We start from the raw sequence: 12,473 nt of genomic DNA, 5'->3' as shown, positions 1-12,473 counted from the left end.
AAAAAAAAACGATGCATAAAGCACCGTTTTTATAATTCACAATTCACAATTAATAATTAACCATTCAAATAATTATTTTTTGTCGATTTTATAAAGTCTTCCCTGATCTGTTACCGCATACAAAGCGCCATCTGCACCTTGCGTTATATCTCTAAAACGCTGTCCTTCACTTGCTAATAATCTTTCTTCTCCCACCACTTTATTATCTCTGATAACAAGTCTGGCAATATGCGTAGCGCTTAACGAACCTATGAAAAGATTATTTTCCCATTCCGGTACACGATTTCCAGAGTAGAAAGTCATACCGCTAGGCGAAATCACAGGATCCCAGTAATAAATCGGTTGTTCCATTCCGTCTTTCTGCTGAATAGCATCGCCAATTGGCTGTCCACTGTATTCAATTCCGTACGTAATAGTTGGCCATCCATAATTTGTTCCGGCTTTCAAACGGTTGATTTCGTCACCGCCTCTTGGTCCGTGTTCGCTCTCCCAGATTTCTTTTGTAACCGGGTGCATAGCAAGTCCTTGTGGGTTTCTGTGTCCATATGTAAATATTTCAGGTAATGCATTTGCACCGCCAAAAGTTGGATTTCCTGGTGCAGGCTGTCCGTCTTTTGTAATTCTGACTACTTTACCAAGACTTGCTGTTAAAGATTGTGCCAAAGGTCTGGTTTGCAAAACAGAACGTTCACCCGTGCTTACCACAAGATTTCCGGTTTGATCAAACAGAATTCTTCCGCCATAATGTAAATCACTTGGATTTGCAGGACTTGAACGATAAATTACCGTTGCGTTTTCGATAGTTTTTTCGTCATTTGCCAGTTTTCCCTTTGCAACAGCAGAAATATTTCCTCCTGCAACTGCTTCAGAAAACACCCAGTAAATCATTTTATTTGTTGCATAATCAGGATCAAGACATAAACCTAACAAACCTCCCTGATTCGCAGGATTTACGGCAGGCAAACCAGTAATTGGCGCGCTAACCACTCCGGCAGTTGTAACGATACGTAATGTTCCTGTTGTTTTTTGAGTTACCAAAAGTCGGCCGTCTGGAAGCACTTTTACGCCCCACGGACTTGTAAGCGCCGATGTAATGATATCGGCTTTATATTCTGTATTGGTAGTCATTCCGCTAATTCGGGTTTGTCCGGCAAAAGCAGGTTTATATTGAGTATTTGCAGGATTTGTTTCTACAGGGTTCGTTACGGTTCCGCCTCCATTTTCAGGATCATCATCGTTGTTGTTGCAGCTAAAGGCAAATAATGCACTCGAAAGAATCAAAATGTACTTTAAATTTTTCATCGTAGATATTTATTAAATTAATCTGGGTTATAACTTCAAATATCTAAAATAAAAATTCAAAAATTTTATATAATTTAAGATAAGACTTACAGAATTTTTATTAAATTTCGATCCCGGATTATCATTCCATAGGAATGTTTGATTGGTAGAAAAAAATAATAATTGTCAGGGTTTACGTTCCGTAGGAACGTTTGATACGTTCGATTATTAAAAATGATGTCATAATCAAACGTTCCTACGGAACGTAAATAATAATAACATAATATTTTCTACCGACGAGATGTTCCTACGGAACATAAAATATTATACAAATATTTTTGGCATAACCTACCAGCTGTATTTCAATATCAATCTGGCATTAAATGGTGTTCCTGCTGTAAAATGAATTTCTTCAACAGGATCGGTTTCATTTGCTAAACGGGATTCTGTTAAAAATTGCGTTTCCTTCCATTTTGTATTAAAAATATTGTCGATGTTTACGCCTATCGAAACTTTTTTAATTTGATAATTTACTGAGAAATCGGTAATGCAATATCCTTTTGCCACAACGGAATTGTCTTCATTTGCCGGACGATCTCCTAAAAATCTTGTTCTTAAACTTCCCGAAAATCCTTTTAAATCTTTTACTGAAAATCCGTTCATTAAAGTATGAACCGGAGCAAGCGGTAAATAATCATTTCCTTTTGGTTCGTCGATTGCTCTTGCGTGTGTATAGGTATAATCTGTATTCCAAAATAACCAATTGGTTAACTGATATCTAAATCCAAAATCAAAACCTTTACGTTCTGTTTTTCCACTTGGTTCAACAACCGCTTCGTCACCCACATACACAAATTCCTGTGCCAGATACAAATACCAAATTGCCGAGTTCACGATCATTCTTGGAAACGGTTTCCAGTTAATTCCTAAATCGGCTCCGTAGGTTTCAGGCAGGATTTTTTCGCCTTTCTGTGCCACTACTACGCGTGTATCGTTGCTGTGAAATCCTTTTCCCATTTTTAAGAAATATTGTAATTTTTCATTTTGAGTATAAAGGAAATTCAGTTTTGGGCTTACAATCGCTTTTGTCTGCGTTTGATTGGTATAAGTTGAAGACAGTTGATCTTCATAACCAAACTTGAAATAATCCAAACGCAAACCTCCATTTATCAGCCATTTTCCAGATGTAAAATCTAAACTGCTATAAGTAAACAAATTCGTCTGGTTTACAGTTCCTAAACTCAAATATTCTAAAACTGTTTTTCGGTTTAAAGTATGCGATAATTCAACATCTTTATTATTGTCATTTCGTAATCCTGCCCCTAATTTAAAAAGCCATTTCTCGCTGAACTTCTCATTATATTCTGACTGAAAACCAACAATAGTTCTGTTTTCTTTTTGTTTGATTTGATCGCCGTTTACAGGATCATTCAGGAAAAAAGTAAAATTCGAATACAATTCAAAATCATATTTACTCAAATACGCTGTGTTTTTAATATGCGTGTTTTCATCAATTTTGGCATCGTATTGCAGGTTGAAATTTGTTCTTCCGGTATTTCCGCCTTCATTTGGATCAATGGCTCCGTAATGCGAAATGGTTCCGTCGTTTACGGCACGATCCGGAATTTGTCCGCTGGCGTCCCATTGACTTTTAAAATGCGAAACAGCAATTGCCAGTTTATCTCCGTTATTCATTTTTGCAGCATATTTTCCAAACAAATTAATTCGGTTAAAGTTTTGCGGCGCATCAAAATAACCATCTGTCATCATATATTCTCCCGCAAAATAGGCCGACTGATTTTCTTTATTCAGTAAATTGAACAAAGCCACCGTACGAAAAGTATCAAACTGTCCGCCTTCAAAAGAAAGTGAACTGTTTTGCAACGCATTTTTGGTATTAAAACCAACATATCCTGCGGTTGTAAAATCGCCTTTATCTGCAAAATAAGATCCTTTATCAAAATCGATATTATCTACCGTTTCCGGAATCACAAAATGAAGATCAGCGTAACCTTGTCCGTGTGCGTGCGAAACCATATTCACAGGCATTCCATCTACAGAAACATTAATATCTGTTCCATGATCGCAGTCAAAACCTCTCAGGAAAATCTGTTCTGCTTTTCCCCCGCCCGCGTGCTGTCCAATAAAAAGTCCCGGAACTTTTCGCAATAAATCCTGCGAGTTAGATACGGGCTGAATTTCTAAATCAATTTTGGAGATTGTATTAAGATATTTTAGATTATTGGTAATCGTAACTTCTTCCAGTAAAAAAGGTTTTTCTTCTAATTGAATCGATAGATTTTCATTTGACAAAACCTTTATTTTCTGTGTAATAAATCCTTGTTTCGAAATTTGAAGGCTGTCGCCGATTTTAGTTTCTTCTAAAGTAAATTTTCCGTTTATATCCGTATGAGCGTGCGTTTTAGAAATTAAATTCCGAATCAAAACATCAGATAATGGTTTTCCGTTTGCACCATTTACAGTTCCCGAAACCGTTTGTGATTTTGTCGAAAAAGTGAGGATAAAAACAGAAAAGAAAAATAGAAATCGCATGTAGTAAGTTTTGGAATTGGATCGCAAAAATACTATTCTGAGTTTTGGAATGCAATTAATTTTTTAACACATAGAAACATAGCTTTTCTTTGCGTGTAAAGGCGTTTCACTTGTTTTTAATGCACATAGTTGTGCGTTTAAAGCTTTGTCAAAGTTTAAAACTTTGACAAAGCTGCGCCATCAAAATGCGTAAAGCTATGTGCAAAAAACCAGTTTTTTTTAATATCCTCTTTTCAAGAATTAAAAAATCTATGTTTCTATGTGTTTAAATAAAACTGCTGTAAACAAAAAAATCCCATTACAAAATGGGATTTCTTTACTCTCTAAAAAATGCAATTAATATTTAATCGCAATTTTACCAATCGTTTTTCCGGATTCTAAAAGCTGATGCGCTTTTTTAAGATTCTCTGCAGAAAGTCCTTTATAAGTTTCTTTTAAAGTTGTTTTTAAAACGCCTTCGTCTAATAAATCTGCAATTTTATTTAAAATATGATGCTGCTCGATCATGTCTTCTGTTTGAAACATCGAACGCGTATACATTAATTCCCATGAAAAGGAAACACTTTTACCTTTCAGTTTATTTAAAACAACAGGTTCTGCACTTCCGGTAATGGATGCAATATGTCCTTGTGGTTTAATTAATTCCGCCATAATATCCCAATAAGCATTGGTATCAACAAAATCTAAAATAAAATCTACGTGCTGAAAACCAGCTTCTCTAACCGAAGCAACTAAGTCTTTATGATCCACCACAAAATCGGCTCCCTGCTGTTTGCACCATTTTATTGTTTCCGGACGTGAAGCGGTAGCAATAACCGTTAATCCTGCAATTTTCTTTGATAGCTGAATGGCGATAGAACCAACGCCGCCGGCACCTCCGATGATTAAGATTGATTTTCCTTTGTCTTTCTCCGGATTGATTCTGATTCTGTCAAAAAGAATTTCCCAAGCTGTTAAACCAGTCAACGGAATCACAGCAGCTTCTGCATTCGTTAATGATGTTGGTTTATTACCTACAATTCTTTCATCAACAATTTGAAATTCAGCGTTGCTTCCTTGTTTGGTTAAATCTCCTGCGTAATAAACCGGATCTCCAACTTCAAATAAAGTTACTTTTTCTCCAACTGCCTGCACGATTCCTACGGCATCCCAGCCAATAATTTTTGGGTTTTCAAGAACGGAGTCTTTTGCAGCGCTCTGGCGAATTTTAAAATCAACCGGATTTACGGAGATGGCATCAATTTTCACTAATAAATCATGCGCTCCGGGTATTGGTTTTGCAGTTTCAAATTCTATAAAACTGTCTTTTTCTTCTATGGGTAATGATGATTTGAATCCTATTGCTTTCATCGTTTTTTAAATTTTGGTTTAAAATATACTAACAAAGATACGAGGGCTTTAACTCTTAAAACTTGTATATTTTTATAAAATATCGGTACAAATTTTTCAATGCCTTTTATTTGTTCTCTCGCAGATTTTGCAGATTAGCAGATATTTTTATTTATCAGCTCAATCTGCAAAATCCGCGGGAAACATATTTTTTAAAGCAAATCTCTTTAAAATAATAGAGCTGATATGTTTTTATTTTATATTGGTCGAAATTCGGCAGTTTTGTTAAACACTTAGAAACATAGATTTTTAATTCTTGAAAAAGAGGATATTAAAAAAAAACTCGTTTTTTTACACATAGCTATGTGCATTGAAACAAGTGAAACGCCTTTACACGCAAAGAAAAACTATGTTCCTATGTGTTTAAAAAACTTTAAATTTGCTAAATCAAACTTCTCAAAATGAATATCCGCAAAGCCAATATATCCGATTCAAAATACATTGCTCCTATTTTATTACTGGCAATGGAAGACATCATCTATAAATATATGGGCAAGAAGGATCATGACAGCGCAATCGAATTGGTTTCTTATTTTACTGCAAGAGAAGGCAATCAATATTCGTATGAAAATTGTTTTGTAGCCGAGTCTGAAAATGAAATCATTGGTGCCGTCAGTGTTTATAATGGCGCCGATTTACGTGAATTACGCGCTCCTATTATTGATTATGTACATCTCAACTTTAATCCTGATTTTCATCTTGAAGAGGAAACGCAGGCGGGTGAATATTATATTGATTCGGTGGGAATAAACCCGAAATATCAGGGAAAAGGAATTGGTTCTAAAATACTTCAGTTTCTAATTGATGAATATGTACATAAAAATAAACTGACTTTAGGATTATTGGTTGACGAAGATAATCCGCTGGCGAAAAGTCTTTATTTAAAACTTGGGTTTAAGGTTGTGGGCAAAAAAACTTTGGTTGGAAAAAAACTGGATCATCTTCAAATAAGTCCGAATTAAAATTCGGCTCTGCCAAAGAAAATTAGTATTTTTAAACCAAAACAAGCCGAAATGAATCACCAAATATTTGAATCTAATTATAAAAAACTGGGATTTTTAATTCTGAATCAGGAAACTGTAGAGGAAATTAATGGTGACGATTACAAAGCATATATTAAGGTATTGTATTTACCGGAAGGTTACGAAATAACAATTGACTTTAAACAATACAAAACTTCAAGTCCTTCTCTGTTTTTTATAAACAGCAATCAATATTTACAGATTAATAAGGAAGGAAAAAAGCAAGGTTATTTTATGTATTATAACCGAGATTTTTATTGTGTGCAGATTCATGATGCCGAGGTTGCCTGCGACGGTTTGTTGTTCAATAATATTTTTGAAATGCCAATGACAACTTTACCTGAAAAAGAGGTTTTATTTGTGGAAGGCATTTACAGTCAAATTCAGCAGGAATTTGACGCTCCCGATTCTTCGCAGGAAGAAATGATCCGCACGTATTTGAAACAGCTTATTATTAAAGCAACCCGAATCTGGAAAATACAGCAATTGGGTGTTTTAAACGATGAACCTTCAAAGGAAATGGATTTCTTTAGAGATTTCAGCCGTTTGGTCGAAATTCATTTTAGGACCAAACATACGGTTGCCGATTATGCTGATATTTTAGGTCTTGCGCCCAAAACACTTTCGAATAAATTCAATCGTTTAGAACTTTCTCAGCCTAACGATATTATTAAGGATAGAATTATTCTGGAAGCTAAAAGGCTTTTAGGTTATTCTTCTTTAAGTGTAAAAGAGATTGCATATCAATTAGGATATGAAGATCCGGCTTATTTTAACCGACTTTTTACCAATAAAGTTGGCGACACTCCGTCTAATTTCAAGAAAAAATACCTTCAAGGGAAAAATGTACAATTAGAATAGACTTTTGTCTATTTTTAGAGCTGTATTACCGCCATATCTTTGTCCTATCAAATTATAAATAATTAAAAAGACAAATGATATGAAAACTATTAAAGTATTACAACAGGGTTTATTTATTGCAGCATTGTTAATCGTAAATACAATTGCTTCAGCACAGGAAAGACAATTTAAAGGGCAAAATGACCCTGAAATTTTTACAGAAGTACGCGGTTTCTTAAACGCATTAAATTCTGGTGACGGAAAACCTTTGGAACAATTATCTGTTACAGATGCACGTAACGTTTTAGTTGGTGCACAAAAGTCAGTTGAAGTTGATTATTCTGGTATCGAAGAATCTGAAAGAGTAATTTCTCAAAACGGTTTAAAAGTAAAAATCCATATTACAAAACCTAAAGGCGCTAAAGCAAATGCTCCGGTATTTATCTTTATTCACGGCGGCGGATGGGTTTTAGGAGATTATCCAACTCATAGAAGATTAGTGAGAGATTTAGTTGTAGAAAGCGGTGCAGTTGCGGTTTTCCCAGATTATACTCCTTCTCCGGAAGCTCAATATCCTGTGGCGATTAATGAAATTTATGCCGCAACTCAATGGGTAGCCGAAAACGGAAAACAAATTGGTGTAAACGGTAAAAACCTTGCTGTTGTGGGAAATAGCGTGGGTGGAAATATGACTGCTGCAATTACTTTAATGGCTAAAGATAAAAAAGGTCCTCATATTAAACTACAAGTTTTATTATGGCCTGTAACAGATGCTAATTTTGAAACTGAATCTTATAATTTATATGCTAACGGACGTTTCTTAACTAAAAATATGATGAAATGGTTTTGGGATAATTATTTGCCAGACGCTTCAAAAAGAACAGAAAAATATGCTTCTCCATTGCAAGCAAGTTTAGCAGAATTGAAAGACTTACCTCCTGCATTAGTTCAAACTGCTGAAAATGATGTTTTAAGAGATGAAGGTGAAGCGTATGCCAGAAAATTAAACGAAGCCGGAGTTCCTGTAACTTTGACAAGATACAACGGATTGATTCACGATTACGGACTTTTAAATCCTATTGCAAATGTTCCGGCGATTCAAACTGCGATTCAACAAGCTGCAATTGTAATTAAAACTACATTGAAATAAGAATCCAGATATTTGAAAACAAAAAGGGATAGAATTAATTTTCTATCCCTTTTTTACTTTACTAATACTTAAAATAGAAAGTCTATTTTAAAAAGAAGTTACTGATGATTACGTTCCAGGTAAATTTTACAGAACTTCTAAAAATAAAAACAAAAAATCCTGAGGCAAATGTAGAATTTCATTCAGCAGTAAAAATCATTAGAAATGATGATTTCTCATTAAAAAGCCTTGAAAAAAAGCAATATCGATTGTGAATTCTCCTTTTTAAACAATTTGAAGCTTAGAATATCGTTATAAAAATGATTTGCCAGCTTTTTTGAGTTGGAAAAGAATTCGTTTAATCCCCCAATTTGACAAATAAATAATACACAGAATGAAAAACATAACAATATTAGAAGCCGGTTTAGTTTTAAGAATAGTTTTAGGAATCACAATGTTATCAGCGGTTGCTGACCGATTTGGACTTTGGGGCGCGCCCGGTTCGAATGGTGTTGCATGGGGAAACTGGGAAAATTTTGTTCTTTATACGCAGACACTTAATTCTTTTGCAAGCAAATCGACGGCTGAAGTTTTGGGTGCAATTGCAACAGGTTTTGAAATTCTGTTTTCTATCTTATTAATCTTTGGTTTCAAAACCAGAATCGCTGCTTTGGGAACTTCTTTTTTAATGTTAGTTTTTGCAATCGCAATGGCGATTTCTGTTTCGGTAAAAGCGCCTTTTGATTATTCTGTTTTGACAAGTGCTGCTGCAGCTTTATTGCTTTCTACAATTGGTAAAACTGCTTTTGCTGCTGATAATAAAATATAAAAAAAATAAAGAAGCTGTCTCAAACGTCGAGACAGCCTCTTTATTTTTATAATTTTCTTTGTTCCGTAGGAACATTTCATAGGTAGAAAATTATATTGTTATTATTGTTTGCGTTCCGTAGGAACGTTTGATTTTGACATGGCTTTATCATTTTTAATAATCTGAAATATCAAACATTCCTACGGAATGAAAATACCGATTGTTGCTATTTATTTCTACCAATGAAACATTCCTAACGGAATGATGACTGGGTATTAAAAAATCATAACTTGAGTTTTCATTAAAAGCAAGCAAAATAATTACAACAAAAGAACTGCCTTATTGTTTTCTACAATTGGTAAAACTGCTTTTGCGGCTGATAATAAAATATAAATATTCAATTATTTTTTTAAACACATAGAAACATAGATTTTTTATTCTTGGAAAAGGGAGATTAAAAAAAACTCGTTTTTTCACACATAGCTTTTCCTATTTTCGATGAGTAATTATGTCAAAGTTTAAAACTTTGACATAATAAAATATAAAAAAAATAAAGAAGCTGTTTCAAACGTTGAGACAGCCTCTTTTATTTTATAATTTTCTTTGTTCCGTAGGAACATTTCATAGGTAGAAAATTATATTGTTATTATTGTTTGCGTTCCGTAGGAACGTTTGATTTTGACATGGCTTTATCATTTTTAATAATCTGAAATATCAAACATTCCTACGGAATGTAAATACCGATTGTTGCTATTTATTTCTACCAATGAAACATTCCTAACGGAATGATAACCGGATATCAAAAAACGAAAACGAGATAGACTACTCTACCTCGTTTTGCCCCACAAAATATTTAAAAACACCAATAACCTACAAAAGTGCTTCTACATAGTTTGCGATTTGAGAATCGGTTTGGGAATTAAATGACGACTGTACCAATTGGACGGTTAAAAACAAGGTGTCGTCTTTTAATTCCATTTTAACGTCATCATTATTTTCAGAATTTGTTAAGTGAATGGTGCTCAGTTTTTCCTGCAGCGCTTCTTTTCCCATATCATCAGAACAGATTTTTTTTACGAAAGATTCTACGTCGTCAAAAACAATATCCAGTCTTGATAAAGGATATTGGTCATAAGCTGTAAAAGTATTCCAGTCAATATCTACTTTAATATCATAACCTGCTCTTTCTTTTAGTTTTGCTTCAAAAGCCGGAAGTTTTTCTACTTTAATCGATTCTGCTAAACGTTTTTCTGCTAATCCCATATTTAATTTAATTGATTAATTACTGGGGCAAATTTATCTTCCGTATTTTTATCTGGCATCACTATTTATAGTGATTTTGATTTCTAATTTATGACTGATTTATCTGAATCAATTTTGCCTTTATTGGTTATAATTTCGGTTAACATTGCCGATTGATATCCCATCATTTTTGCCTTTCTGGCTTCTTTTAATGCTTTTTCGGGTTGTTTTAATTTATAATACATTTCTCCGAGATTGCACACAAAAATGGGTTCTTTCGGGTTTATTTCAATTGCTTTTTCAAAATACGGCAGTGATTCTTCATAGCGCAGTTCTCTATCTAAAATACAGCCATAATTATTGTAGATAAGAGCATTTACAGGAGGTTCATGCTGTGTTTTTGTGAAATAATATTTTCTTTTCTTAAAGCTGGCTTCAAAACCTTTCGTATACCATAATATTCTGGTTTCAAGAAAATAAGCCGAAGCATATTGAGGATCTATAAGCAATATAGCATTACACGTTTTTTGTGCTTCCTCATAATTTTTGGCAAAAACAAAATCCCAGCCTTCTTTTAAAAGTGCTCTTTTGGTTTCGTCTTCTTTTTGCTCGAGATGTTCGTCGTCTATTTCTTTTTTTCGATATTCGTCTATTTCAATTTCCCAGCCTGTGAAAACTATTTTTTTATCGTTTCCAATTACTGTAAAAATTAAATCTTTTACTGCGGCATCTTTAAAATCAAGAGAAAACAAAACCTGGTTTTGGGATCCTGCTGCCAGAACTTCTTCAATTTTCTGGTTTAATTTTTGAACATCAATATGCACTCGCATCCAGGTTCGTAAATAAGATCCTCGATGTACAAAAATGATTTTTCTGGGCAAATGTCTTAAAGCCGGTTCTGCAATGGCTTCTTTTTCTATTTTATAATATTTAAAATAATTGTCGTTTATTTCGAGATAATTGCGTTTGTCTAAGCCTTCAAATTCTAAATTCCAAACTACAAGTTTATCTTTTAATTCAAAACGTTCCTGAATGTCATTGGAGTTTTTTATTCTTTCAATTAACTGAGAAAAACGTTCTTCGTTATCATAAAATCTATGACAACGTCGGTTTGCTATAATTTTTTCTTGTTTTTGTTCTTCGCTTATTTCAGTTTCATTATTGGCTTCAAAGTCCAGTAAAACCGTATCATCGTTGTATAATTTAAAGCCTCCGTTTTGGTAAATATGAAGATAGATTCGCTTCGACTTTTTACCTCGAATGTTTTTGGGTTCGTCTAACGGATATTTCTCTTCTTCAAGCTCTAATTTCTCCATCGGAAACGGAACATCAATTTTATAATACCGATCTTCCACCATAGAAAACCATGACATTTGAAAACGATCTGCATCAAACGGAATATGAATTAAACCGGAAAAAGCTGATTGGTTTAAATGATAGTATTTAGATTGTGTTTCCATTTCTGAAAGTTCTTCTTCAGAATAAAAACAAATATTATTCTCCAGTTTTATATCTGAAATTACATGTTTTGAAGAATTGACAAATGCAATCGAATCAATATACGTTAAAAGTTCGCGATCGTGAAAAACGCTGAAAGTGGCTTTAAAATAAGTACTCGCCAGATTGACTTGTTCATAATAATTTGAACCGAAATAATGCATATAATAAACCAGCGGGGTGCCAAGTATGACTGCAAGCCATATTGAGAAATACAAACCATTAAAAAATCCTGTTTTTTGATACGTAACCAAAGCATAAACACCATAATCTACAAAAAGCAGCAATGCGGTTATCACAATAACGCCAAACACAAATTTTAAACTGATACTGGCACTGGATTTTCCGTAATAAAAAAAGTAAAAATAACCGCACCAAGCGATGGCAGCATTAAAAAACACCGCAAATCCAAGTCCGAGGAAGTACAATAGAAAATAACTTATAAGCGCGGCAACAAACAATAATCCGACAGGAAAGAAAATTTCTCCGCTAAAATAAACGGGATCAACTCTTTTATACGAACGATAATTTTTCATGATACTTTTATTCTTCAATTTTAAAACCGCAAATGTAGAAGTTCGTTATAGCGGAGGAGTCATTATAAATGATGATTTTTTTTTTAATTGTGAATGGTGGATTGTGAATTTTCAGTCGCAGTTTTCAGTCGCAGTTTTCAGTCGCAGTTTTCAGTCGCAGTTTTCAGTCGCAGTTT

9 protein-coding genes are annotated in these 12,473 nt (G+C 33.9%); 4 read left to right on the top strand and 5 right to left on the bottom strand.

Features of this window, described 5'->3' with window-relative positions; all coding sequences use genetic code 11:
• Positions 1-72 precede the first annotated feature (72 nt).
• From ACODSB_RS10590 to ACODSB_RS10580, 3 genes are all read right to left on the bottom strand, one after another.
• Entirely contained in the window at positions 73-1,302 is a 1,230-nt protein-coding gene (locus ACODSB_RS10590) for a PQQ-dependent sugar dehydrogenase (RefSeq protein ID WP_488937003.1), read from the bottom strand.
• 327 nt (positions 1,303-1,629) lie between these two features.
• Entirely contained in the window at positions 1,630-3,834 is a 2,205-nt protein-coding gene (locus tag ACODSB_RS10585; RefSeq protein WP_488937002.1) for a TonB-dependent receptor, read from the bottom strand.
• A 336-nt stretch (positions 3,835-4,170) separates the two neighbouring features.
• A complete protein-coding gene (locus ACODSB_RS10580; RefSeq protein ID WP_488937001.1) occupies positions 4,171-5,184 on the bottom strand; it encodes a zinc-binding alcohol dehydrogenase family protein in 1,014 nt (337 codons plus the stop codon).
• 440 nt (positions 5,185-5,624) lie between these two features.
• Here ACODSB_RS10580 and ACODSB_RS10575 point away from each other — a divergent pair, with 440 nt between their 5' ends.
• The 4 genes from ACODSB_RS10575 (at position 5,625) to ACODSB_RS10560 (ending at position 9,043) form a co-directional block, all read left to right on the top strand.
• Positions 5,625-6,185 (top strand): GNAT family N-acetyltransferase, encoded by a 561-nt coding sequence (locus ACODSB_RS10575; RefSeq protein ID WP_488937000.1) that lies wholly within the window; start codon positions 5,625-5,627, stop codon positions 6,183-6,185.
• 51 nt (positions 6,186-6,236) lie between these two features.
• Complete coding sequence (locus ACODSB_RS10570) at positions 6,237-7,106, top strand: helix-turn-helix domain-containing protein (protein ID WP_488936999.1); 870 nt, start codon at positions 6,237-6,239, stop codon at positions 7,104-7,106.
• A 79-nt stretch (positions 7,107-7,185) separates the two neighbouring features.
• Positions 7,186-8,235, top strand: a complete 1,050-nt coding sequence (locus ACODSB_RS10565) for an alpha/beta hydrolase (protein WP_488936998.1) — start codon at positions 7,186-7,188, stop codon at positions 8,233-8,235.
• A 373-nt stretch (positions 8,236-8,608) separates the two neighbouring features.
• Positions 8,609-9,043, top strand: a complete 435-nt coding sequence (locus tag ACODSB_RS10560; protein ID WP_309842621.1) for a DoxX family protein — start codon at positions 8,609-8,611, stop codon at positions 9,041-9,043.
• Between the two features lie 849 nt (positions 9,044-9,892).
• Here ACODSB_RS10560 and ACODSB_RS10555 read toward each other — a convergent pair.
• Entirely contained in the window at positions 9,893-10,285 is a 393-nt protein-coding gene (locus ACODSB_RS10555; protein WP_488936997.1) for a hypothetical protein, read from the bottom strand.
• A gap of 83 nt (positions 10,286-10,368) precedes the next feature.
• Positions 10,369-12,297, bottom strand: coding sequence for a tetratricopeptide repeat protein (locus tag ACODSB_RS10550; RefSeq protein ID WP_488936996.1), 1,929 nt, complete (start codon positions 12,295-12,297; stop codon positions 10,369-10,371).
• Positions 12,298-12,473 lie beyond the last annotated feature (176 nt).

This window comes from Flavobacterium sp. FG68, assembly GCF_057808895.1.
The sequence above is the reverse complement of the archived record's forward strand: the minus strand, read 5'-3'. Positions and strand labels throughout refer to the sequence as shown.

What these genes read in the sequence shown, in the direction of transcription:
- ACODSB_RS10575 (WP_488937000.1), top strand. Translation starts at nt 5,625, where the DNA reads ATGAATATCCGCAAAGCCAATATATCCGATTCAAAATACATTGCTCCT.
- ACODSB_RS10550 (WP_488936996.1), bottom strand. Translation starts at nt 12,297, where the DNA reads ATGAAAAATTATCGTTCGTATAAAAGAGTTGATCCCGTTTATTTTAGC.
- ACODSB_RS10555 (WP_488936997.1), bottom strand. Translation starts at nt 10,285, where the DNA reads ATGGGATTAGCAGAAAAACGTTTAGCAGAATCGATTAAAGTAGAAAAA.
- ACODSB_RS10585 (WP_488937002.1), bottom strand. Translation starts at nt 3,834, where the DNA reads ATGCGATTTCTATTTTTCTTTTCTGTTTTTATCCTCACTTTTTCGACA.
- ACODSB_RS10560 (WP_309842621.1), top strand. Translation starts at nt 8,609, where the DNA reads ATGAAAAACATAACAATATTAGAAGCCGGTTTAGTTTTAAGAATAGTT.
- ACODSB_RS10570 (WP_488936999.1), top strand. Translation starts at nt 6,237, where the DNA reads ATGAATCACCAAATATTTGAATCTAATTATAAAAAACTGGGATTTTTA.
- ACODSB_RS10565 (WP_488936998.1), top strand. Translation starts at nt 7,186, where the DNA reads ATGAAAACTATTAAAGTATTACAACAGGGTTTATTTATTGCAGCATTG.
- ACODSB_RS10580 (WP_488937001.1), bottom strand. Translation starts at nt 5,184, where the DNA reads ATGAAAGCAATAGGATTCAAATCATCATTACCCATAGAAGAAAAAGAC.
- ACODSB_RS10590 (WP_488937003.1), bottom strand. Translation starts at nt 1,302, where the DNA reads ATGAAAAATTTAAAGTACATTTTGATTCTTTCGAGTGCATTATTTGCC.